Source organism: Mesorhizobium sp. WSM4823 (assembly GCF_055811195.1).
Genome location: NZ_JBVVQL010000011.1, coordinates 40,852 through 64,117, shown reverse-complemented (window position 1 = coordinate 64,117; position 23,266 = coordinate 40,852). Strand labels below are relative to the sequence as shown.

Annotated in this window: 23 protein-coding genes and 1 other RNA gene; 13 read left to right on the top strand and 11 right to left on the bottom strand. The window is 62.1% G+C overall.

Going from position 1 to position 23,266, the window contains the following annotated elements; translation table 11 throughout:
- Positions 1–12 precede the first annotated feature (12 nt).
- Positions 13–372 (top strand): hypothetical protein, encoded by a 360-nt coding sequence (locus tag AC0L26_RS23655; protein WP_473634748.1) that lies wholly within the window; start codon positions 13–15, stop codon positions 370–372.
- A gap of 48 nt (positions 373–420) precedes the next feature.
- Here AC0L26_RS23655 and AC0L26_RS23650 read toward each other — a convergent pair whose 3' ends face one another.
- From AC0L26_RS23650 to AC0L26_RS23620, 7 genes are all read right to left on the bottom strand, one after another.
- Positions 421–1,362 carry a 2-hydroxyacid dehydrogenase gene (locus AC0L26_RS23650; protein ID WP_473634747.1) on the bottom strand — a complete coding sequence of 314 codons (942 nt, stop codon included), beginning with the start codon at positions 1,360–1,362 and terminating at the stop codon, positions 421–423.
- A 32-nt stretch (positions 1,363–1,394) separates the two neighbouring features.
- Positions 1,395–3,026, bottom strand: a complete 1,632-nt coding sequence (locus AC0L26_RS23645) for an ABC transporter ATP-binding protein (protein ID WP_473634746.1) — start codon at positions 3,024–3,026, stop codon at positions 1,395–1,397.
- A complete protein-coding gene (locus tag AC0L26_RS23640) occupies positions 3,023–4,162 on the bottom strand; it encodes an ABC transporter permease (protein ID WP_473634745.1) in 1,140 nt (379 codons plus the stop codon). The genes AC0L26_RS23645 and AC0L26_RS23640 overlap by 4 nt, the downstream gene beginning before the upstream one ends.
- On the bottom strand, positions 4,162–5,256 hold the full coding sequence (locus AC0L26_RS23635; protein ID WP_473634744.1) for a microcin C ABC transporter permease YejB: 1,095 nt from the start codon (positions 5,254–5,256) through the stop codon (positions 4,162–4,164). Before AC0L26_RS23635 ends, AC0L26_RS23640 begins: the two co-directional genes overlap by 1 nt.
- Positions 5,257–5,286: 30 nt before the next feature.
- Complete coding sequence (locus AC0L26_RS23630) at positions 5,287–7,155, bottom strand: extracellular solute-binding protein (protein WP_473634743.1); 1,869 nt, start codon at positions 7,153–7,155, stop codon at positions 5,287–5,289.
- Entirely contained in the window at positions 7,155–9,029 is a 1,875-nt protein-coding gene (locus AC0L26_RS23625; protein WP_473634742.1) for an extracellular solute-binding protein, read from the bottom strand. Before AC0L26_RS23625 ends, AC0L26_RS23630 begins: the two co-directional genes overlap by 1 nt.
- A 157-nt stretch (positions 9,030–9,186) precedes the next feature.
- Positions 9,187–9,882 carry a c-type cytochrome gene (locus AC0L26_RS23620; protein WP_473634741.1) on the bottom strand — a complete coding sequence of 232 codons (696 nt, stop codon included), beginning with the start codon at positions 9,880–9,882 and terminating at the stop codon, positions 9,187–9,189.
- Positions 9,883–10,075: 193 nt separating this feature from the next.
- Between AC0L26_RS23620 and AC0L26_RS23615 the strand changes: the two genes are divergently transcribed.
- Complete coding sequence (locus AC0L26_RS23615; protein WP_352934150.1) at positions 10,076–10,813, top strand: 3-deoxy-manno-octulosonate cytidylyltransferase; 738 nt, start codon at positions 10,076–10,078, stop codon at positions 10,811–10,813.
- A gap of 35 nt (positions 10,814–10,848) precedes the next feature.
- Positions 10,849–11,712: a prephenate dehydratase gene (locus AC0L26_RS23610; protein WP_352934148.1), complete on the top strand. Its 864-nt coding sequence runs from the start codon at positions 10,849–10,851 to the stop codon at positions 11,710–11,712.
- A 129-nt stretch (positions 11,713–11,841) separates the two neighbouring features.
- Here the strand turns inward: AC0L26_RS23610 and AC0L26_RS23605 are convergent, their stop codons facing one another.
- Entirely contained in the window at positions 11,842–12,432 is a 591-nt protein-coding gene (locus AC0L26_RS23605; protein ID WP_473634740.1) for a TetR/AcrR family transcriptional regulator, read from the bottom strand.
- A 53-nt stretch (positions 12,433–12,485) separates the two neighbouring features.
- Here AC0L26_RS23605 and AC0L26_RS23600 point away from each other — a divergent pair, with 53 nt between their 5' ends.
- From AC0L26_RS23600 to AC0L26_RS23590, 3 genes are all read left to right on the top strand, one after another.
- Positions 12,486–13,181 (top strand): DUF4336 domain-containing protein, encoded by a 696-nt coding sequence (locus AC0L26_RS23600; protein ID WP_473634739.1) that lies wholly within the window; start codon positions 12,486–12,488, stop codon positions 13,179–13,181.
- Between the two features lie 100 nt (positions 13,182–13,281).
- Entirely contained in the window at positions 13,282–14,085 is an 804-nt protein-coding gene (locus AC0L26_RS23595; RefSeq protein WP_473634738.1) for an alpha/beta hydrolase, read from the top strand.
- 145 nt (positions 14,086–14,230) lie between these two features.
- Positions 14,231–14,884: a glutathione S-transferase family protein gene (locus AC0L26_RS23590; RefSeq protein WP_473634737.1), complete on the top strand. Its 654-nt coding sequence runs from the start codon at positions 14,231–14,233 to the stop codon at positions 14,882–14,884.
- A gap of 54 nt (positions 14,885–14,938) precedes the next feature.
- Here AC0L26_RS23590 and AC0L26_RS23585 read toward each other — a convergent pair whose 3' ends face one another.
- From AC0L26_RS23585 to AC0L26_RS23575, 3 genes are read right to left on the bottom strand one after another with little or no spacing between them, the layout of a single operon-like run.
- Positions 14,939–15,235, bottom strand: coding sequence for a Dabb family protein (locus AC0L26_RS23585; protein WP_473634736.1), 297 nt, complete (start codon positions 15,233–15,235; stop codon positions 14,939–14,941).
- A gap of 13 nt (positions 15,236–15,248) precedes the next feature.
- Entirely contained in the window at positions 15,249–16,196 is a 948-nt protein-coding gene (gene nudC / locus AC0L26_RS23580) for an NAD(+) diphosphatase (RefSeq protein ID WP_473634735.1), read from the bottom strand.
- Between the two features lie 36 nt (positions 16,197–16,232).
- Complete coding sequence (locus AC0L26_RS23575; protein ID WP_473634734.1) at positions 16,233–16,652, bottom strand: HIT family protein; 420 nt, start codon at positions 16,650–16,652, stop codon at positions 16,233–16,235.
- A gap of 279 nt (positions 16,653–16,931) precedes the next feature.
- On the opposite strand from AC0L26_RS23575, the gene ffs reads away from it, so the two are divergent.
- The 7 genes from ffs (at position 16,932) to AC0L26_RS23540 (ending at position 23,145) form a co-directional block, all read left to right on the top strand.
- An RNA gene (ffs, locus tag AC0L26_RS23570) (signal recognition particle sRNA small type) lies at positions 16,932–17,028 on the top strand.
- A gap of 159 nt (positions 17,029–17,187) precedes the next feature.
- Positions 17,188–19,035, top strand: a complete 1,848-nt coding sequence (locus tag AC0L26_RS23565; RefSeq protein ID WP_473634733.1) for a DNA polymerase III subunit gamma/tau — start codon at positions 17,188–17,190, stop codon at positions 19,033–19,035.
- Positions 19,036–19,061: 26 nt separating this feature from the next.
- Positions 19,062–19,385, top strand: a complete 324-nt coding sequence (locus AC0L26_RS23560) for a YbaB/EbfC family nucleoid-associated protein (RefSeq protein WP_473634732.1) — start codon at positions 19,062–19,064, stop codon at positions 19,383–19,385.
- Positions 19,386–19,412: 27 nt separating this feature from the next.
- Positions 19,413–19,820 (top strand): hypothetical protein, encoded by a 408-nt coding sequence (locus AC0L26_RS23555; protein ID WP_473634731.1) that lies wholly within the window; start codon positions 19,413–19,415, stop codon positions 19,818–19,820.
- A 156-nt stretch (positions 19,821–19,976) separates the two neighbouring features.
- Positions 19,977–20,900 carry a cell wall hydrolase gene (locus AC0L26_RS23550; RefSeq protein WP_473634730.1) on the top strand — a complete coding sequence of 308 codons (924 nt, stop codon included), beginning with the start codon at positions 19,977–19,979 and terminating at the stop codon, positions 20,898–20,900.
- Positions 20,901–21,069: 169 nt separating this feature from the next.
- A complete protein-coding gene (recR, locus tag AC0L26_RS23545) occupies positions 21,070–21,675 on the top strand; it encodes a recombination mediator RecR (RefSeq protein ID WP_473634729.1) in 606 nt (201 codons plus the stop codon).
- Between the two features lie 192 nt (positions 21,676–21,867).
- Positions 21,868–23,145 carry a lytic murein transglycosylase gene (locus tag AC0L26_RS23540; RefSeq protein WP_473634728.1) on the top strand — a complete coding sequence of 426 codons (1,278 nt, stop codon included), beginning with the start codon at positions 21,868–21,870 and terminating at the stop codon, positions 23,143–23,145.
- Positions 23,146–23,266 lie beyond the last annotated feature (121 nt).

Here is a 23,266-nt window from a genome sequence, read left to right as displayed (position 1 = left end):
GGAGGATGTTCCATGCGTTGGAACTTGGTGGTCTTGGCATCTTGCCTGGCAATGGCCGGCTGCGCCGGCGCTTCGATTGCCGAGCGACAGGATGAGAATGTCCAATCTTCGCTACAATATGACAGCGTGCCTTGCGACCAGTTGCTGGCGCAACGAAACCGGCTGGCGCAGCAATACCGCCTCCCGCAGGATGCCAAGCCATCCTTCTCCGATCCGGGGGTGGGCCTCGGCCCGTTCACGCCGGACGTCCGTTCCAAGACCCAGCGTGAGGTCGAACAGGCAAGCGGCCGGATCGATGCGATGAACCGGTCGATCACCCGCCGCGAATGTGGCAAGCCAGCCAAGCAGACCACGCTTGGGCTGCCGGGTTAATACCTCGGTGCAGTGGATTTTTCCGACTGCCGGCCGTTCGGCAGCGCTCTAATACCCTGCGTCGCGGTCCACCAGGTTCTCAAGCTTCTCGCCGCGCTCGAAGGCGGCCATCTGGCGCAGCATGATCGGCACCAGATGAACGGGATCGGAGGTCGCCGCCGCATGCGGCGTCACGAACACTTTCGGGTGGCTCCACAGCGGGCTGGTCTTCGGCAGCGGCTCGACCTCGAACACGTCGAGGCTCGCCTCCTTCAGCGTGCCGCCGTCCAGCGCGCGCACGATGTCGGCATCCTTCTGCAGGCGGCCGCGCCCGGCATTGATCAGCACCGAACCACCAAGGCCGTTGCGTTTCCTCAACTCCTTCAGCACGCCGTAATTGATGATGCCTTGCGTCTGCGGGGTGAGCGGCAAAAGCACCACCAGAATGTCGGTGGCGTTGAGGAACGGGATCAACCCGGCCTCGCCCGCATAGGTCGAAACACCTTCCATCGGCCGCTCGCTGCGCGACCAGCCATTGACCGCAAAGCCGAGCGACAAAAGCACCGACGCCGCCGCGCGGCCAAGCGTGCCGAGCCCCATGATGCCGACGGAGATGTCTTCGGCCGGCCGCTGCGACGGTTCGTGCCAGATTTTCCTTTTCTGCTGCGACCGATAGAGCATACCCTGGCGATGGTGATCGAGCACCCGCCAGACGACATATTCGGTCATGTGCTGGGTGAGGTTGTCCGCGACGACCTTCACGATCGGCATATCGGGCAAAGTAGGATCGGCGAAGATGTGGTCGACGCCGGCGCCGATCGAAAAGATTGCGCGCAGATTGGGCAGTGACGACAGGAGGTTCGGCCGCTGCTTCCACACCACAGCATAGGTGATCGAGGGATCGCTGGGGCCTTGCGGCTCGAGCACCACCTCGCGTTCGGCCGACAAGAGTTCGCGCCAGCGGCGTGGATGGATACCGGTGAGGGCAAGCAGGATACGGCCTTTTTCCATTGCGGATTCTTTTTCCTATTTCGGCGGACCTGTCACTCGCTGACGATACCGACCGGCGCCGTTTCGATCCTGAACGCGGCGGAGATCAGCGCCCTGGTATAGTCGGTCTGCGGCCGTTCGAAAATCTGTTCGGATGGGCCGGCCTCGACGATCCTGCCATTGCGCATGACGATGACGTCGTTGGCAAGCGCGCGGATGACCTTCAGATCGTGGCTGATGAACAGATAGGCGAGGTCGTGCTTCGCCTGCAAGCTGCGCAGAAGGTCGACCACCTGCGCCTGCACGCTCATGTCGAGCGCCGAGGTCGGCTCGTCCAGCATCACGAAGCGCGGGTTGAGCACCATGGCGCGGGCGATGGCTATGCGCTGGCGTTGGCCGCCGGAAAATTCGTGCGGATAGCGGTTGCGCGTCGCGGGATCGAGTCCGACTTCGCCCAGCACATCGACGATGCGTTTGTCGCGCTGGCCGGGCGGCAGGTTCGGCTCGTGGATCTTCAGCCCTTCCTCGATGATCTCCGAGACCGACATGCGCGGGCTCAACGACCCGAACGGATCCTGAAAAACGATCTGCAGTTCGCGCCGCAGCGGCCGCATGGCATTGAAGGTCAGTTCATTGATGTTGCGCCCGTTGAACCGGATGGTCCCGGTTGACGAGATCATCCTGGCCAGCGCCAGGCCGAGCGTCGTCTTGCCCGAGCCGGATTCGCCGACGACGCCGAGCGTCTGGCCGGCGCGCACGGTGACGTCGATGCCGTCGACCGCCTTCACATTGTCGATGGTGCGCCGGAAAAAGCCCTTCTTGATCGGAAACCAGACTTTTATGTCCTGGCCCGTCATCACAGGCATGGCGGCAGCGTTGGCGGCGGGCGGCTTGCCCTTCGGTTCGGCGGCCAGCAGATGCCTGGTATAGGCGTGCTGCGGGTTGGCGAAGATATCTTTCGTCGGTCCGGTCTCGACGATCTTGCCTTTGGTCATCACGCAGACCCGGTCGGCGATCTTCCTGACGATGCCGAGATCGTGGGTGATGAACAGCATCGACATGCCTTTGCGGCTCTTCAGCTCCGCAAGCAGTTCGAGGATCTGCGCCTGCACGGTGACGTCGAGTGCCGTCGTCGGCTCGTCGGCGATCAGCAGTTCCGGCTCATTGGCCAGCGCCATGGCGATCATGACGCGCTGGCGCTGGCCGCCGGAAAGCTGGTGCGGATAGGCGTCGAGCCGCTTCTCCGGCTCGCGGATGCCGACCTCGTTGAGCAGCTCCAGTGTGCGCGCCTTGGCTTGGCGATCGCCCAGTCCCTGGTGCAGCGTCAGCACCTCGACGATCTGCTGCTCGATCGTGTGCAGCGGGTTGAGCGAGGTCATTGGCTCCTGGAAGATCATGGTGATCTTGTTGCCGCGCACGCGGCGCAATTCCTTCTCGTCGGTGGAGAGCAGGTCGGCGCCCTGGAACAGGATTTTTCCCGACGGATGGCTGGCGGCCGGATAGGGCAGAAGCTTCAGCACCGACAGCGCCGTGACGGATTTGCCGGAGCCGGATTCGCCGACCAGCGCCACCGTCTCGCCCTTGGCGATATCGAAGGAAATGTGGTCGACCGCCATCGATTGGCGGCCTTCTTGCACGAAGGCGACGCTGAGATCGCGGACGGAAAGGATAGGGGCTTGGCTCATCTGAACGTCTTGCGCGGATCGAAGGCGTCGCGGGTCGCTTCGCCGACGAAGACCAGCAGCGACAGCATCAGCGAGATGACGACGAAGCCGGAAATGCCCAGCCATGGCGCGTTGAGGTTACGCTGCGCCTGCTTCAGCAGTTCGCCCAGCGAAGCCGAGCCGGGCGGCAGGCCAAAGCCAAGGTAGTCGAGCGAGGTCAGCGTCGAGATCGAGCCGCTGAGCAGGAAGGGCAGGAAGGTCAGTGTCGCCACCATGGCGTTTGGCAACAGATGCCGGAACATGATGGTGCCGTTGGACACCCCGAGCGCGCGCGCCGCATTGACATATTCGAAGTTGCGGGCACGCAGGAACTCGGCTCGGACCACGCCGACCAGCGCCACCCAGGAGAACAGCAGCATCAGCCCGAGCAGGATGAAGAAGCCGGGCGGCAGAATGGCGGCGACGATCAGCAAGAGGTAGAGCACCGGGATCGCCGACCAGATTTCTATGAAGCGCTGGAACAGAAGGTCGGTCCAGCCGCCGAAATAACCTTGCAATGCGCCGGCCGTCACGCCGATCAGCGCCGAGCCGGCGGTGAGGATCAGGCCGAACAGCACCGAGACCCTGAAGCCGTAGATGACGCGGGCCAGCACGTCGCGGGCCTGGTCGTCGGTACCCAGCCAGTTCCAGTTGCCGACGACGCAATTGGGGTCGGCCGCACCTTGCGGATACTGGTTGCAGCGTGTCTTGACGTCATAGAGCCAGGACGGCTTGGTGGGCGCCGCCTCGGGGATGGCGTTGTTGACGGTCCGGTAGGAGTAGCGGACCGGCGGCCAGATCATCCAGCCATGGGCATTGATCTCGTCCTGGATAACCGGGTCGCGATAGTCGGTGACCGCATAAAAGCCGCCGAACTTCTCCTCGGGATAAGCGACCAGGACTGGAAACAGGATCTCGCCCTTGTAGGAAACGATGACCGGCTTGTCGTTGGCGATCCATTCGGAAAACAGCGACAGCACGAAAAGCACGAGGAATATCCACAGCGACCAATACCCGCGCCGGTTGGCCCTGAAATTCTGCAGGCGCCGCTGGTTGAGCGGCGACAGCCAGGGCCGGGCGATCCGCTCCGGCGTCGCTTCGGCTGCAGCCCCGGCCATCAGACGTCTCTCCGCTCGAAGTCGATGCGCGGATCGACCCAGGTATAGATCAGGTCGGACAGGAGCCCGACAATCAGCCCAAGCAGCGAGAAGATGTAGAGATTGGCGAACACCACCGGGTAGTCGCGCTCGACCACCGACCTGAAACCGAGCAGGCCGAGGCCATCGAGTGAAAAGATGTTCTCGATCAACAGCGAGCCGGTAAAGAAGGCCGAGATGAAGGCGCCCGGAAAGCCGGCGACGACGATCAGCATGGCGTTACGGAAAACGTGTCCGTAGAGAACCTGCCGTTCCGACAGGCCCTTGGCGCGCGCGGTCACCACATATTGCTTGCGGATTTCCTCAAGGAACGAATTCTTGGTCAGCAGCGTCGTGGTGGCGAAGGCCGACAGCACCAGCGCCGTCAGCGGCAAGGTCATGTGCCAGAAATAGTCGACGATCCGTGCCGGCCAGGACAGCTGGTCCCAATTGTCGGAGGTGATGCCGCGTAGCGGGAACCAGTCGTAGAACGATCCGCCGGCAAACAGCACCATCAGCAAGATGCCGAACAGGAAGCCCGGAATGGCATAGCCGACAATGACGACGCCGCTGGTCCATACGTCGAATGCCGAGCCGTCCTTGACTGCCTTGCGGATGCCGAGCGGGATCGAGATCAGGTAGGACAGGAGCGTGATCCACAGCCCGATCGAGATCGAGACCGGCATCTTCTCCAGGATCAGATCGATCACTGAAATGTCACGGAAATAGCTGTCGCCGAAATCGAACCTGGCATAGTTCCACAGCATCATGCCGAAGCGTTCGAGCGGAGGCTTGTCGAAGCCGAACTGCTTTTCGAGCTTGGCGATGAATTCGGGATCGAGCCCCTGCGCGCCGCGGTATTTCGAGCCGACGTCGCCGGCCGCATCGAAATTGGCGCCGCCCGCGTCGCCACCGCCGCTGCCGAGCCGATCGCTGCCGCCCTGGTTGGTCAACCTGGCGATGACCTGCTCGACCGGCCCGCCCGGCGCGAACTGGATGACGGCGAAGGAGATAGCCATGATGCCGAACAGGGTCGGGATCATCAGCAGGATGCGGCGCAGGATATAGGCGCCCATTAGGCTCTCTGCCTCGTGTGAGCGAAAATCTCAGGCTTTGCCAATCTTTGCCGCCTTGTCCTTGTCGAACCACCACAACGCCTCGACCGGAAAGCCGAAAGCGGGCTTCTGCTCGGGAAAGCCGAACATGTCCCAATAGGCCACGCGGTGATTCGCCTGATAATATGTTGGAATCCAGTCTAGCCGCGCGCGCAAGACCCGATCGAGCGCGTTGAGCGCTGTGACAAGTTCGACCCGGCTCTGCGCCTTGCCTGCTGCCTCGATCAGCGCGTCGATGGCTTTGCTTTCCGTGCCGGGATAGTTGCGCTGTCCCGGCGTTTTCGCCATCCGGGAATCATAGAGGATCTCCAGGCCGTCGGCGGTCGGCGTCGCTCCGATCGACCATGCGAGCAGGTTGAAATCGAAGTCGAAATTGCTCTGCCGCGCTTCGTATTGCGTCGAATCGACCTGCCGGATCGAAGCGTCGATTCCGATCGTCCTCATATTCTCGGACCAGGGGGTGAAAAGCCGCACGAGCCCATCGTCCTCAGCCAGCATTTCCACGCGCAGTCGCTCGCCCTTTTGATTGACGACGAGTTCGCCCGCTCGCTTCCAGCCGGCTTCGGCAAGCAGTCTCGAAGCCTCGCGCAGCAGCTTGCGGTCGTGTCCAGAACCGTCGGAGACCGGCTGCATCACCGGTTCGCCGAAGGTTTCCGGCGGCAACTCGGCTCGGAACGGCTCCAGCAGGGCTAATTCCTCGGGCGAGGGCGGCCCCTCGGCCTTGTAGTCCGACCGCTCGAAGTTCGATTGCGAGCGCTCGTAAGCGCCGTAAAACAGAACCCGCTTGGTCCATTCGAAATCGAAGCAATTGGCGATCGCCCGTCTGACGCGCACATCGCGGAATTGCGGCCGACGCTGGTTCAGCGCAACAGCCTGCATGGACGGCGTTTTCTCGCCGGGAAATTCGCGTTTGACGACCCTTCCGTCCTTCAGCGCCGGGAAGTCGTAACCGGTCGCCCATACCCGCGAGGTAAATTCCTCGCGAAAATGCGTGTCCCCCTTTTTCAAGGCTTCAAACGCTGCCTGGCGATCGAGATAAAAGTCGATACGGATGCGATCGAAATTATAGAGGCCGCGGTTCACAGCCAGATCCCTGCCCCAATAGTCGGCGACCCGTTCATACTCGACCGTCTGCCCGGCAACCACGCGCCCTATTTTGTATGGGCCGGAACTGAGCGGCGGTGTCATCGTCGAGGCATCGAATTCGTTGACCGCATAGAAGGCCTTGGACACGATCGGCATTGCGACGATCGCGAGGATATTCTGCGCTGACTGTTTGCCGTTGAAGGTGAGGTCGACGGTAACCGGATCGACCGCGACCGCTTCCGTCATATGCCGAAGCGCTTGGGAAAGGTTGGGATGGCCCTTGTCCTTGTAGAGCGTCAAGGCGAAGGCGACGTCCTCAGCGGTCAGCGGCGAGCCATCATGGAAGCGCGCTTGCGGCCGCAGGCTGAATCGGAAGCCATTGCGGTCCGGCGTCAAGGTAACGGACTCTGCCAGCAGGCCATAGACCGCATCCGGCTCATCGAGTGCGTTTGTCATCAGCGAATCGAAACAGAGTTCGGTGCGTGGCGGCGAATCCCCCCTCAACACCAGGGAATTCAGCGTGTTGAAGGTCAGGAAACTCTGGTTGAGGGTGGAGTTTGGCGGCGCGAAATTCATCTGGCCGCCCTTGGGCGCGTCGATATTCACATAGTCGAAATGCGGGAAGTCAGCGGGATACTTGAGGTCGCCGAAGGCCGACAGACCGTGCAGCTTTACGCCTGTCGGGATGGCGGCGAAGGCCCGGCCGGGCAGCAGCGCGGCGGCGGCGGCTGCTGTGCCAAGGGCGAGAAAGTCACGGCGGGGCAGCGCCGCCATCAATTGCCACTCTTGTATTTTGCCGCCAGCGCCTTTTCCTTGTCTACATCGATCCACCAGGACTCGGGATCGACGCCGAAATAGCCTTGCTGCTTTTCTGGAATGCCGAATTTGTTCCAGAAAGCGGCCCAGGCGACCGAGCGATGAAATTGCGGCACGACGTAGAAATTCCACAAAAGCACGCGGTCGAGCGCATGGGTGGCGGCGACGAGGTCGTCGCGGTCGGTGGCGAAGATGACACGCTCCACCAACGCATCGACGATAGGATCCTTGATGCCCATGACATTTCGCGATCCTGGCCTGTCGGCGGCTTTCGAGCCAAAATACTCGCGCTGCTCGTTGCCGGGCGAGGAAGACTGGGCCAATTGTGTCGTTATCGACTCGAAGTCGAAATTGGTGACCCTGTTGATATATTGCGACGCATCGACGATGCGCAGCGAAGCATCGATGCCGATCCTGCGTAAGGAAGCGATGTAGGAATTCGACAGGATCTCGTCCGTTGAATCGTTGCCGAGGAATTCTATCCGGAATTGTGCGCCGGTCTTGGATTCGATCATCTTGCCGTCGACAATTTTCCATCCGGCATCGCCAAACAGCGCGATTGCCTGGCGCAGATGTTGCCGCTCCGCCTGAGGCGTATCATAGACAGGCAGCTTGAACTGGTCGGTAAACACCTCGGCCGGCAGCCTGTCCCGATACTGCTCGAGAATGTCCAGTTCCTTGCCGGTAGGCAAGCCTGAAGAGGCAAGATCCTGACCCTCGAAATAGCTTGATGTACGGGTGTTAAGCCCATAAAAAAGGGTACGGTTCATGAATTCGAAATTGTAGACCAGTGTCAGTGCCTGGCGCACGCGACGATCCTGGAATTGCGGCCGGCGCATGTTGAGTGCGAAACCCTGCATCGGCTGCCCGGATGTCTCCTTGAATTCTCGCTTGATGACGTCACCGGCCTTCAAGGCCGGGAAATTATATTCCGTTGCCCATTTCTTGGAACTATTCTCGATGCGAATGTCCTGATAGCCGCCTTTGGTGAAGGCCTGCCAGGCGGCATTGTCGTCGAGGAAATAGGTAAACCGTTGGCGGTCGAAATTGTTGCGCCCCACATTGATGCCGAGGCCGGCTGCCCAAAAATCAGGAACACGCCGCCAGACGATTTCCGAGCCAGGTTTGAAGCTCTCGATTTTGTAAGGGCCTGAGCCGAGCGGGATTTCGAGGCTTGGCTTTGTGATGTCGCGCTTCTTGCCGTTGGCGTCGGTGCCCTCCCACCAGTGCTTCGGCAGCACCACCACATCCGCCATGATCTGCGGCAGTTCACGATTGCCTTTCTGGTCGAAACGGAACTCGACTTCCCGATCTGAAATAGCAACCGCTTCGATGACATTGGCGAAATAGTGGTTGAACTGCGGGCTTTCCTCCTTCAGAAAATTGAATGACCAGATCACGTCATCGACGGTGATCGGCTGGCCATCATGCCATCTGGCACGTGGGTCTAGCCGATAGGTCGCGGATGAAAAATCATCCGGGTGCTTGTATGCCTCGGCGATCTCGGGGTGATTGGTGCTACCCTCGTCAAGGGACTTCGCCATCAGCGACTGGTAGAGCAGCCCGCCCTGATAATTCAACCCCGCGGCAGGGGTGCCGCGGGCAATGAACGGATTGAAGCTGTCGAAAGTGCCGAGCGTCACCGAATTCAGCGTGCCACCCTTCGGCGCATCCGGGTTGACGTAATCGTAGCGCTGAAAGTTGTTGCCGTACTTGGATTCGCCGATCAGCGACGAGGTGGTGCGCCATTCGTCCGCGAAGGCTGCCTGCAGGCCGCCGGCAAAAGCCGCCACAACCAGCATCGATCTGAGAAACGTTCGGCCAACCGTCATGCCTTCTCCTCTTTGCGATAGCTGTCAGCGGACAATCTAGATCATTTGACGCCTATGAAAACCGCGACAAGCCGGCTTTGTCGCGGCACATGCGTTTTTCCTAACAAAAAAGCCGGGCTGAACCCGGCTTTTCTAGGACGTTGCCATGACAATTGCGTTATTGCGCCGGAGCCGGTGCGGGAGCAGCAGGGGCTGGCGCGGGAGCGGCCGGTGCTTCACCTTCCGCGGGCTTGGCCGGTGCTTCACCTTCGGCCGGTTTGGCCTCACCCCCGGCGGGCTGAGCCGCATCGGCTGAAGCGCCAGGCGCAGGCAGCGGCTTCGGGCTGTCCGACAGCGTGCGCAGATAGGCGATGACGTTGGCGCGGTCCTCATCCTTCGGCAGGCCGGCGAAGCCCATCGCCGTGCCCTTCACGAGCTTCTTCGGCGACAGGAGGAAGTGGTTGAGATTGTCGTAGGTCCACTTCTCGGCGCCGTCCTTGGAAAACTCCTTCATGCCGGCCGAATAGGCAAAGCCCGCATGCTCGGCGACGGGACGGTCGATGAGATCCCAGAGATCGGGGCCGACCTTGTTCGGCCCGCCCTTTTCGCCGGAGTGGCAGGCCTGGCACTTCTTGAACACGGCGGCCCCTGCCTCGACATTGGCATTGGCCAGGAGGTCGGCGATCGGCTTGGCTTCTGCCGCAGGGGCTGCCGGGCCGCCCTCGGCAGGTTCTTCGGTCGCCTCGATGGCGAAGCCGGGTTTTTCCGGGGCGGGGGAGGCGAACAGCGCATCGGACACGATGCCGACCGAGAACACGACGAACACGGTTCCGAGCAGCCCGCCGATCAGCTTGTTGATTTCGAAAGAGTCCATACGCCCCAGGCTCCCTTTTCCGGCGGACCGATCCGTCCACTCCGTCCGTCGGTAATCGTGAACCACCCCGCGAGGCGGTCAAATCGGGCGGAAACTAGGTCTTTTGCTCTGGCGTTGCAACACCTATAAGGGCGCTTCCAGTGAGACCTTTTGCCACTTTTCCAATCCTCTTTTTCGAACGCTTCATCACCCGATGTCCACCCTTATCCTCATCCCGGCCCGCATGGCCTCGACCCGCCTGCCGGGCAAGCCGCTGGCCGATATCGCCGGCGCTCCGATGATCGTCCATGTCGCGCGCCGCGCCGCCGAGGCCGGGCTTGGCCGGGTGGTGGTCGCCACCGATACGCAAAGCGTGGCCGAAGCGGTACGCGCGCACGGTTTCGAGGCAGTCATGACGCGGATGGATCACGAATCGGGCTCCGACCGCATCTTCGAGGCACTGGCGACGCTCGATCCCCGGCACAAGGTCGAAACGGTCGTCAATGTGCAAGGCGACCTGCCGACCATAGACCCCGAGATCATCAATGCCGCGCTGAAGCCGTTCGAGGATGCCGCGGTCGACATCGCCACGCTCGGCATCGAGATCGTCCGCGACGAGGAAAAGGCCAATCCGAATGTCGTCAAGATCGTCGGCTCGCCACTGTCGGAGACGCGGCTGCGGGCGCTCTATTTCACCCGCGCCACGGCACCTTGGGGCGAGGGGCCGCTCTATCATCACATTGGCCTCTATGCCTATCGCCGCTCAGCACTCGAACGCTTCGTCGCGTTGAAGCCGTCGCCGCTGGAACGGCGCGAGAAGCTCGAGCAATTGCGGGCGCTGGAGGCCGGCATGCGCATCGACGCCGAGATCGTGCAGTCGGCGCCGTTCGGCGTCGACACGCCGGACGACCTCGAACGCGCCAGAACCATCCTTTCAACCCGAGATATTTGATCAACCCCGATATCTGATCAAACGAGATATTTGGCATGCCTGAAAAGACCAATAGAATATCCTTCCAGGGCGAGCCGGGCGCCAATTCGGACACCGCCTGCCGCAACATGTTTCCTGACATGGAGCGGTTGCCGTGTCCGACCTTCGAGGATGCCTTCAACGCGGTCGAGACCGGCAAGGCCGACCTCGCCATGATCCCGATCGAGAACACGATCGCCGGCCGCGTCGCCGACATCCACCATCTCCTGCCGGAATCGAAGCTGCACATCGTCGGCGAATATTTCCTGCCGATCCATTTCCAGCTGATGGTCTTGCCGGGCGTCAGGCGCGACGAGATCAAGACCGTGCACAGCCATATCCATGCGCTCGGCCAGTGCCGCAAATACATCCGCAAGAACGGCTGGAAGCCGGTGGTCGCCGGCGACACCGCCGGTTCCGCCAAGCTGGTCGGCGAGGTGAAGGATCGCACCATGGCGGCGTTGGCGCCGGCGCTGGCCGCGACGCTCTATGGGCTCGACATCATCGAGGAGAATGTCGAGGACACCGACAGCAATGTCACCCGCTTCGTCGTGCTGACCAAGAACAAGCAATGGGCCGAACGTCCTTCCGCCGCAGCCAGGATGATGACGACGTTCATCTTCCGCGTCCGCAACGTGCCGGCCGCGCTCTACAAGGCGATGGGCGGCTTTGCCACAAACGGCATCAACATGACCAAGCTGGAGAGCTACCAGCTCGGCGCCTTCACGGCGACGTTGTTCTATGCCGATATCGAGGGCCATCCCGACGATCCGCTGGTGAAGCTGGCGCTTGACGAGCTGCGCTTCTTCTCGCGCGAAATGCGAATTCTCGGCGTCTATCCGGCCAGCGAATCCCGCGAGCAATGGAAGGTGGCGGATTAGCTCCCTTGTTTGAGCATGGTCTTTTCCGAAATCCGATATCACGCGAGCCAGGGAAATAGGGCTCGATGCGGTCATTGGAGTTGCGCTTCCGCTGCGCCTAGCCGAACGGTCGCGATGCGGACAAATCGGTCATCGGGACCCGGGCAAGGATCGCTCGCCGATGCCTTCAACGACGATGCGGACAATGTGCCTGATCTCGTGCTCGCTGAACGATCCCGCCGAGAGAGATGTTAGCATCGCCTGTCCAAAAATCCCGAGCAGAACCAGCGACATGAAATTGGGATCTTCGTCTTTGCGAATGATCCCCTGCCGCTGGCCGAGAACCAGAACATCTCTTACGATCCGCTGGAACGAAGGGCGGTCGGGCGGCGGCTCGAGCGACGGCCTCTCGGCAGGGCTGAGTGCTAGCCTCGCAAGTGAAGGATTGGCGAGGCACCAGCGGGCGCTGTCGAGAAACACCAGCTCGAGCAGAGCCACAACATCCTCGTTTGCTGATATACGGGCGCGATAGCCAGCGTCCTCCGCCTCCACGCGGGCGATGAGCCGCAGGGCGATTTCCTCCTTCGAGCCGAAGAGATTGTAGACCGTCTTGCGGGTCAGACCGGCGCGCGTCGCGATCTCCTCTATCGAGGTGTTGGCAAATCCCAGCTGCCGAAACGCCTCGTCAGCCGCGTCGAGGATGAGACTTCGCGACCGGTCAGTGCGTTTCAACGTTGCCATTTATACACAGTAGTATAATTTTACACACGTGTAAATAAGCGTGGAGTGCTCCGGTGCTAGAGGAATTTGGTCGCGATATCTGGATCGCTGATGGTCCGACGGTGACGGCCGCGGCGGGGTTTCACTATCCCACGCGCATGGCTGTCATCAGATTGTCCGGCGGCGATCTGGTCCTGTGGTCGCCGGTAGAGCTTTCGAAGGAACTTGGCGCCGAGGTGGAGGCGTTGGGCACTGTGCGCCATCTGGTTCCTCCCAATTCCCTTCACCACACATTCCTCGGTGACTGGCAAAGGGCCTATCCCGAGGCCAAGATCTATGCGCCTCCGGGCCTGCGAGAGAAGCGCAAAGACGTCGCGTTTGACGGTGACCTCAGCGATACCCCGATATCGGCATGGGAGAATGAGATCGACCTAGTGGTCATGTGGGGAAATAGGATAACAACCGAAGTCGTCTTCTTTCACCGGCAAAGTGGTACAGCGATCTTCGCCGATTTGCTTCAGCACTTTCCGCCCAATTGGTTCAAAGGCTGGCGAGCGCTCATTGCCCGACTGGACCTGATGGTCGCCAGCGAACCATCGGTGCCTCGGAAACTTCGCGTCGCATTCACCAACCGACGCGCCGCTCGCGAAGCCCTCCAACGCATTCTGGCATGGCCGACGAAGAGGGTGCTGATAGCCCACGGCAACCCAATCACCGATGACGGACAGGCGTTTCTCCGTCGCGCATTTCGCTGGTTGGCCGATCAGTGACGGCCCTCAACCCAAGCCGAGGTGCTCAATCGACGGACGTCTGCCGGCGTCCTGAATCTGGCGTCTTGCCAGGTGAGAAGCGCCGGGCGACATTCCTGCGATGTGGCTCCTGAAACTGGCGCTCGCAGCCGCTGGATTTTATGCGGTCGTTGTCGCCGTCGCGTATATGCTTCAGTCCTGGCTGATCTTTCCGGCCGGCCTTGCGGGTTTTGGACCCGATCTGCCGGCCGGGGCCCGCCATGTCGAATTGGCGACGCAGAATGGCGAGCGCGCCGTTCTGGTACGCCTGCCGGCAAGGCAGGCAGTGTCGGAGCCACGCCCGCTCCTGCTGGGATTCGCCGGCAATGCCTGGAATGCCGACGCACTTGCCCTCATGCTGCACCAGCTATTCCCCGAACACGAGGTCGCTGCGCTGCACTACCGCGGATATGGGCCGAGCAGTGGAAGCCCGTCGGCCTCCGCCCTGTTCGAAGACGCCAGACGCGCCTATGACCGCCCGGCCACCGATGCCAAAGCCGGCATCGTCGCCATCGGCCTTAGCATCGGCGCCGCGGTTGCGGCCGATCTGGCGACGGCTCGGCCCTTGCGCGGCGTCGTCATGGTGACGCCTTTCGATTCGCTGAAGGAACTTGCCGCTCACCACTATCCCTGGCTGCCGGTGCGCCTCCTGCTGCGGCACCGCATGGAAGCGGCAGAATCGCTGCGCGACCTCGATATGCCCGCGGCCGTCATCATAGCCGAGAACGACACCATCGTTCCTGCAGCACACTCGGCAGCTCTGCGCGAGGCCGCCCGTGATCTGCGCAGCCACATCGCCATAGCGGCTGGCCATAACGACCTCTATGGCCATCCCGACTTTGCCGAGGCGCTACGCGCCTCCGTTGCAGCGGTCACCCGCGATTGACGAGCAGCTTCCAGATGTCGGAATTCCGGCTCGACATTCGTCCTTTGCTTGCCACAATCGAAGAGGGACGCGACGCGATGAGGAAACTGATCTCAATCGACGACATCACGCACGATGGCGTCATGCAATCATCCGGAGCCTGCCGATGACCCCCACCATCACCGCCTTTGAACAGTCGCCCGATCGCGGAAGGGGACTGGCGCGTGACATGCGCGTTCGCTGGGCGCTGGAAGAAGTCGGCCGGCCCTACAAGGTTCGTCATGTTTCGTTCAAAGCGATGAACGAACCCGCGCATCGAGCACTCCACCCTTTCGGGCAGATTCCGACCTATGAGGAAGGCGATCTCGCCCTGTTCGAGTCTGGGGCGATCGTGTTCCATATCGCCGAGCGCCATGCGGGCCTGTTGCCGGATGATGGGAATGCCCGGGCGCGCGCGATCTCATGGATGTTTGCCGCACTCAACACGGTGGAGCCGCCGATCCTTGAGCGCCAAACCGCGGTGCTCCTGGAGCGCGACGAGACCTGGCACGAACAGCGCCTGCCTGTTGTCGAGGATCGTGTCCGCGACCGGCTGGGTGAACTTTCCGGTCGTCTCGGCGATGCCGACTGGCTCGACGGTGCGTTCAGCGCGGGCGACCTAATGATGGTGCACGTGCTGCTAAGGTTGAAAACATCGGGTATGCTGGACGAATATCCGAATCTCTCCGCCTATGTCGCCCGCGGCGAAGCCCGACCGGCCTATAAGCGTGCTTTCGCCGCTCAACTGGCGGTTTTCACCGGTAAGTCACCGGCCGGCTGATAAAGGTCCTCTGTGGGGCCGAACTTGCTCGTCCGGAATGTTTGAACTGTGATCCTACCCCAGCGGCGCGTAGTCGATCTCGAGAAATGCCTCGACCTCGGGGATCCAGCGGTCGCGAACGAAGGCGACGTGGTCGGCATGGTCGTTGTAGCGGGAATAGGCGGCCTGGTCGGCGAACTCCATCGAGAAGCCGAAGCGATAATCGTTCTTCGGGCTGACCTGCCGCAGCTGCTCGAACTTTTCGACGCCCGGTATCGCCACGAGAATTCTTTTCGCATCAGCGAGGAATTTTGCTTCCTCGGCCGAGCTGTCTTTGTGCTTCAGCCTGAACACCACTGTGTGACGGATCATTGTTGCTCCCCTATTAGGTTTCCGCGCTGTCGGCCCAGGCGCGGATGAGGTTATACGCGATCGCTCCCTTCGGCGGCGTGACCAGGCCACCCGGGTGCTCGCGGGCCAACATCGAGAGCACCTCGTCGCGAAAGAACCAGCGGCAGTCTTCCAGCTCGTTGAGGTCGGCCTGGATGTCGTCATTGAGCGGCTCACCGAAGCAACCGATCATCAGCGAATAGGGAAACGGCCAGGGCTGGCTGGCATGATAGACGACCCGACCAAGCCTGATGCCGGCCTCCTCCAGCGTTTCACGGCGCACCGCCGCCTCGATCGTCTCGCCCGGTTCGATGAAGCCGGCAAGTGCTGAATACATGCCCGGCGCGAAATGCCGGCCGCGGCCAAGCAGGCATTTTTCGCGCGTCGCCGTCAGCATGATCGCCACCGGATCGGTGCGCGGAAAATGCTCAGTGGCGCAGGCCGGGCAAAGCCGCTTGTAACCGCCGGCCCGCATCTCGGCTTCGCTGCCGCATTTGCTGCAGAAGCGATGGCTAGCATGCCAGGCGAGCAGCGCGGCTCCTTGCGCCATGGCGCCGGCCGCGGCTTCGTCGATCAGCCCCTGCATGTAGACCGAGCGGTAATCAATGGCCTTGATCGTCTCCGGCAATTGTTCGGGATCGATGCCGGCCGGCACGGCGAGCACCGGGCCGCTGTCGGAAAAACCGAGCAGGACGCCATGGTCGAGCGACGCCTGGAGCGGCTGGCTTTCCTCAGCGCCGAACCAGGGTTCGAAGCCGTCACCTATGGGCTTCAGATAGAGGCGTCCGCCCTGCATCAGCAAAAGCCTGGCTGAGGGGTCGGCGAGCGCCTTTTCGACGGAATCGTCGGCGCGGTTTTCGGATTGCCGATCGATCATATTGCCGGCGAAGCCGACGAACTGGCTCGGCTCGCGCAAAGGCGCGTCAAACAGGCGGAAGCTCATGGGAGACTCTGGATTCAGGATGGACACGGGACAGGCTTATAGCGCCGCCTTTATCTGTTGCGCAAACCGGCGTAGGTCCGCGCGCTGATAAGGCTCGCGCATGCCGTGCCCCCACACCGGGCCTGGCCAGCCGGGATCGCCTTCCGAGCGCGCGATGACGTGGACATGCAATTGGCGCACGATGTTGCCGAGCGCGCCGGTGTTGATCTTGGTGCAGCCGGTCACCCTTTTCAGTGCCTGCGCCACCATGTTGGTCTCGAAGGTCAGCATCGTCTGGTCGAGTGGCGTCATGTCGTGGATTTCCTCCACCCCCGGCCGCTGCGGCACCAGAAGCAGCCACGGCCAGCGGCGGTCGTTCATCACCCGCAACTCGCATAGGCCGAGCCACATCAACTGTTCGCTGTCCGTCTCCAGACGAGCATCCAGCGTGAATCCGGCCTTGAGGCCCGGCAACATCGGCGTTTCCTTCGCTTTTGCAGTGTTTTTTTAACCAGTGAACGCTAGAGCGGCTGCCGGGGAGCCGCAAGCGAATCATTGCTTTGTGACGGCAGTTATGCTATTGATTTGCCCATGGTGCTGATTTGCGCCAACGATCCGTTCAAATCATCCGCCCCAAATCATCCGCGATGACGACCCGCCCCCGAGGCGGGTTTATTATGTCGGCTTTCGGCGCCATCCCGGCTGATTGATCCTGCGCCCTTGCATTTCATCGCCGAATTGCCGATATGGAGCGCGGGAGGTTGGTGGTGGACGGTCCACTCGCCAACCGGGTCAGGTCCGGAAGGAAGCAGCCCTAACGAGCCCGGAACGGGTCATTGTTCCAGCCTCCCGCCTTCGCCTTTCTCCCGCGACCCCGCCTTTTTTTGGCGACCCCGCCTTTTTTGGCGACCCCGCCTTTTTTTGGCGACGTTGACGGCGCCAAGCCCTGCGGGCGAAACTATGCGCAGGAATCGGCCGCCTGCAGGCGCGGCCCTTGGAGCTTTACGGGCGAATGAGCGAAGCCGGAAATTCGGGAACGGAAAAGGCGGTTGCCTATCGCGTTCTGGCGCGCAAATACCGTCCTGCGAATTTCTCCGAACTGATCGGCCAGGAGCCGATGGTCCGCACCCTCACCAACGCCTTCGCCACCGGCCGCATCGCCCAGGCCTGGATGCTGACCGGCGTGCGCGGTGTCGGCAAGACGACCACGGCGCGCATACTGGCGCGGGCCCTGAACTACAAAACATCGACCGTCGACCAGCCGTCGGTCGATCTTGCCGTTCCGGGTGAGCACTGCCAGGCGATCATGGAAGGCCGCCATGTCGACGTCATCGAAATGGACGCCGCCTCCCATACCGGCATCGACGACATCAGAGACATCATCGAACGCGTGCGTTATGCGCCGGTGTCGGCGCGCTACAAGGTCTACATCATCGACGAAGTGCACATGCTCTCCACCCAAGCCTTCAACGGCCTGCTGAAGACGCTGGAAGAGCCACCGCCGCACGTCAAATTCATCTTCGCCACCACCGAAATCAGAAAAGTTCCGATCACCGTCTTGTCGCGCTGCCAGCGCTTCGATCTCAGGCGTATCGATGCCGGCGCGCTGGTTGCGCATCTCTCCTCGATCGCCGGCAAAGAAGGCATTGCGGTCGACGACGACGCGCTGGTGATGATCGCCCGTGCGGCCGAAGGCTCGGCGCGCGATTCGCTGTCCATTCTCGACCAGGCGATCGCCCATGGCAGCGGCTCGGTCAGCGCCGAAGCGGTGCGCGCCATGCTCGGACTGGCCGACCGCGCCCGCATCGTCGACCTGTTCGAACATGTGATGAAGGGCGACGTGGCGGCCGCCCTCGCCGAATTCCGCAACCAGTATGACACCGGCGCCGATCCGGCCGCGGTGCTGACCGACCTTGCCGAATTCAACCATCTTGTCACGCGGCTGCGCTTCGTGCCAACGGCCCTCGACGACGCCTCGCTGTCCGAGGACGAGCGGCGGCGCGGCGCCGACTTCGCCAAGGCGCTGTCGGTCAGGGTGCTGTCGCGGACCTGGCAGATGCTGTTGAAAGGCATTCCCGAGGTGCAGTCCTCCAATCGGCCGGTCAGCGCCGCCGAAATGGTGCTGATCCGGTTGGCGCATGCCGCCGACCTGCCGACTTTGGACGAGGCGCTGAAATCGCTGGAGGGCGCAGCATTGGTGCCGAATGGCGCGCCACGCTCGAATGGCGTGCCCGCAAGCTCTGGCCCGGCAAATGCTGGCCCCGCAAATACTGGTCCCGCTGGTCCGAGCAACGGCGGCGGCGCCGGCGCCGTGGCGCAGACGCGGATGCCGGCGGCCAATGGCGGCGCGCAGACCATGCGGCTGGTCGAACCCGAGCCGATGCCGGCGGCCTTCGTTCCGGCGCCGGAGCCGGTTGCGGATGCGCCGCCGGTGCCGGTGAAATCGCTGGCCGATATCATCGCCCTTGCCGATGTCCAGCGCGATATGGCCTTCAAGGTGCTGGTGAAGCGCTGCGTACGCCTGGTGCGCATCGAGCCGGGCCGCATCGACGTCAGCCTGACCGACGACGCGCCGAAGATGCTGCTCAACGATCTGACCGCCAAATTGCGCGCCTGGACCGGCCGCAACTGGCTGGTCTCGCTGTCGAAGGAAGAGGGCGGCCAGACGCTGGCCGAGATGGAATCGACCAAACGCGAAAACGCCCTCCTCGATGCCAAGAGCGACCCGACCGTCGCCGCCATCCTGGCGCGTTTTCCAGGCGCCAAGATCATCGATGTGCGCATTCCCGACGCGCCGGAAGCCGATGCGGTCGAGGCCGAGGTTCCGGTCGAGCCGGCGGCAGACGACGACGAAACCTGATACAGATCAATCTAGAGGACCACGCGATGAAAGATCTTCTCGGCCTGATGGGCAAGGCGAAAGAAATGCAGGCCAAGTTCCAGGCCATGCAGGACGAGATCGCCACGCTGGAAGCCACCGGACAGGCCGGCGGCGGCTTGGTCAGCGTGACGCTGACCGGCAAATTCGAGATGAAGGCGCTGAAGATCGATCCGTCGCTGTTCAAAGAGGAAGAGGTCGAGATCCTGGAGGATCTGCTTCTCGCCGCCCACAATGACGCCAGGGCCAAAGTCGAGCAGATCATGCAGGAAAAGACCCAGGCGCTGACCGCGGGACTTCCGATACCGCCGGGAATGAAGCTGCCGTTCTAGATCTGAACTTAGCGTTTCAGCGGCGCCATGAGCAAAGAGCCATCAGCCAGGTTGATAGAGCAGCGCCTCCGAAACCGGATCTATGAGATACTGGAAATCCTGGCCGACTGCGATGCGGGCGTGAATCTCGTTGGAATCAACGGCTATTTCAATCTCTTCGACGATTTCCTCCATCGCCCGTCCGTCGAACCCGGCATGTCAGTCCTGTCGAAGGACGAACGCGCGATGGTGCTGGAACTGGCCGATTTGCTGGAGGCTGCCTGCGCGGCGATCCCTGACTTCACCAAAGCCGAGTTCATCGAGAGCGGCTGGCCTCGGCAGATTGCGCCCCAGGCACGGGAAGCGCGGACGTTATTCCTGAGGCGCGGCCTGTTCTCAGAGGAATTCGACGAATCCGAACCAGGGCAACCGATCGCCGTTCCGGCCGGCAGGTAGGCCCCGTACCGTCACTTGCCGACCAGATTTGGCCGCCAGATGTGCCTATTTGGCCACTCTCGTCGTTTAATAACCCTTTAGCCATCTTTTTGCCTGAAAGTGTCTCATTCTTGCCGCAGCCTGGGCGGGCTGGCAGCAGAAACGAGGGGATATCTGTTGATCTCTACCCGATGGAAGACGCCGTTGTTGCTCGGCGTCATCACCTCTCCGCTGTTTTTGGCCGCCTGTAGTCAGACCACCTCGCACGGCCTGTCCGTCGCCAGTCTGACCGATGCCGTCAGGTCCCGGCCCTACAGTCACACAGCGAAGGACAAGGAGTGCCTCCAGCGCGCGATGTTCTTCGAATCCAACCGGTCGAGCCGTGACGGCATGATTGCCGTCGGCACGGTGGTCATGAACCGGCTGCGCTCCGGCAAGCACGGCAACACCATCTGTCAGGTGGTCGGCGAGCGCGGGCAGTTCGCGCCGGGCGTAATGACGCGGCGGATGAATTCGAAGGCGATGCCCGATGTCGAGGAAGCCGCCGAGGCGGTGCTCAAGGGCGAGCGCAAGGCCAAGCTGAAGAACACCATGTTCTTTCACACCGCCGGCCTGCGCTTCCCTTACAAGAACATGCACTACACCATGGTTGCCGGCGGCAACGCCTTCTATGAGAAGCGCGGCCGCAACTGGAAGCCGCTGCCCGACGAGCCCACGGTCGCCGTGGCACAAGCCACGCCGCGGGCGCCTGCGGCCGCAGCCACCGCTCCGGCGACGCTCGTCGCCTCCGCTGCACCGGTACGCGCCACCAAGGCGACAACCGCCAGAGCTGCCACATCCGCCGATGCAACCTATGTGACCGCGGTCGCATCGCAGCCGGCAAAGGCAACTCTGGAGAAGGCGACGCCACAGAAGGCGACCCTTGTCGCGATGCAAGAGCCGGATGCGTCCCGTTTCGGCGGCACGGCCGACACCCCGTCTGTCACCTCGTTTCCGGCCGCCTCGGCCGAGCCGACAATGGCGTTTGAATCGACGCCAGAGAACACCGACGCCATCGGCGCTATGATCGCCGGCCAGACCCGGCCGCTGGAAGCATACTGACGGCAGCAGCATTCTGGTCTTGCGCTCGGCAGTGTTCCAAAGCGCGCGGAAAAATCATAGAGCCTGATCCACTCCGATTTAATCGGAATGGGGCTCTATCCTCTTGTTTGACCATGATCTTTTCCGAAACCGGTTTCCACTTTTCGGGATCATGGTCTAAACCAATGCGATGTCGAAGCGAATCGCCGGTCCCGAGATCGAACGCCTGATCCAGCTCCTGGCCAAGGTGCCGGGCCTAGGCCCCCGTTCGGCCAGGCGAGCCGCGCTTCACCTCATCAAGAAGAAGGAACAGTTGCTGTCGCCACTTGCCGCCGCCATGAGCGAGGCGGTCGACAAGGTGCGCATCTGCTCGACCTGCGGCAATGTCGACACGTCCGACCCCTGCATGATCTGCACCGACCCGCGCCGTGACGCTGGCACGCTGATCGTCGTCGAGGACGTGGCCGACCTGTGGGCGCTGGAGCGGGCGGCCGCCATGAATGTCCGCTACCATGTGCTCGGCGGCACGCTGTCGCCGCTCGACGGCATCGGCCCCGAGCAGCTCAACATCCGCTCGCTGGTCGACCGTGTCGCCGGCGGAGAGGTCAAGGAGGTGATCCTCGCCGTCAACGCCACGGTCGAGGGCCAGACCACTGCGCATTATCTTACCGACCAGCTATCCGGCTTTGACATCAAGGTGACGCGGCTGGCGCATGGCGTGCCGGTCGGCGGCGAACTCGACTATCTCGACGAAGGCACGCTGGCCGCGGCGCTGCGCTCGCGGACGGCGTTTTGAGGCAGTTGGAGGGAGGGATCTGTGATGAACGGTCTTCCTGATGTGGCTGCACTCCGTCCCACCCCCCTCTGTCCTGCCGGACATCTCCCCCGCAAGGGGGGAGATTGGCCGTCATTTCTGCTTTCGCCAATCTTCAACGTCGCAAGATTGGCGACGAGATCGAAGCTGCCGATCTCCCCCCTTGCGGGGGAGATGTCCGGCAGGACAGAGGGGGGTGGGAAGGAACGCAAACCTCTCCGATTGAACATAGTCATTTTCCTTGCAACCCTCGTTGCCCTCATCCTCGTCACCCCCGCTTCCGCTGCAAAAATCGACGACCAGTTCCGCGCCTGGCTCAGCAATGACCTCTGGCCCGAAGCCAGCACCAAAGGCATCTCCAGAAAAATCTTCGATACCGCCTTCGACGGCGTCAAGCCGAACCTCAAACTGCCCGACCTGGTGATGCCCGGCAAAAAGCCGACGACTCCGCAGAAGCAGCATCAGGCGGAGTTCGGTTCGCCCGGCGCCTATTTCGCCGAAAAGACGGTTCGCGCCGTCACATCAGGCGGGCGGACGCGCAAGGCGGCCAATGCCAGGACGCTGGTCGCGATCGAGAAGCGCTACGGCGTGCCGGGCGAGGTGCTGTTGGCGATATGGGGCCGCGAGAGCGGCTTCGGCGCGGCGAAAATGCCTTACGACGCTTTCGAAGTGCTGGGCACGAAGGCGTTCATGGCTACCAGGAAGGATTTCTTCCGCATTGAGCTTATTGCGGCGCTCGAGATCGTCGAGCGTGGGCTGGCGCCGGTCGGCGCGATGAAATCGTCGTGGGCAGGGGCGCTCGGCCAGCCGCAGTTCATGCCGAGTTCGTTCCTGAACCATGCCGTCGATTTCGACGGCGACGGTCGGGCCGACATCTGGAATTCAGTGCCGGACACGCTGGCCTCGATCGCCAACTATCTCGTCAACTATGGTTGGGTGAAGGGCCGCGGCTGGGGTTTCGAGGTGACTGTGCCTGAGGCGGTTCCCTGCTCGCTCGAAGGTCCGGACCAGGGCAAGAGGATCTCCGAATGGGCTGATCTGGGCATAAAGCGTGTCACGGCTAGACCGTTTCCGGCGCGCGAGTTGAAGGCCGAAGGTTTTCTTTTGATGCCGGCCGGGCGCAGCGGTCCGGCCTTTATCGTCACGCCCAATTTCTACGTGCTGAAGCAGTACAATACCAGCGATCTCTACGCCCTCTTCATCGGCCACGGCGCTGACCGCATTGCGAATGGCGACAGCAGTTTTTCCGGAGGTTGGGGTGCGGTCGGCGGGCTCTACAGGTCGGACATCGCCGCCCTGCAGCGGGCGCTGGAGGCCGAGGGCTACGACGTCGGCAGCGCCGACGGCCTGCCCGGTTTCAAGACGCGCCGCTCGATTGGCAAGTGGCAGGCAAAGAACGGCCGCGCCGCCACCTGTTTTCCCGATGCCGATCTGGTCACTGCGCTGAAGTAGCGCATCACCCCTGCGTCCCATGGCAGCCGATCCCGGCCCAACCAACCGCGTTGCAAATGCTCGTTGCCGGCTTGGAAACCGCCGGATATGGTAATGGACCAACTGGACAAAAATTGCCGTG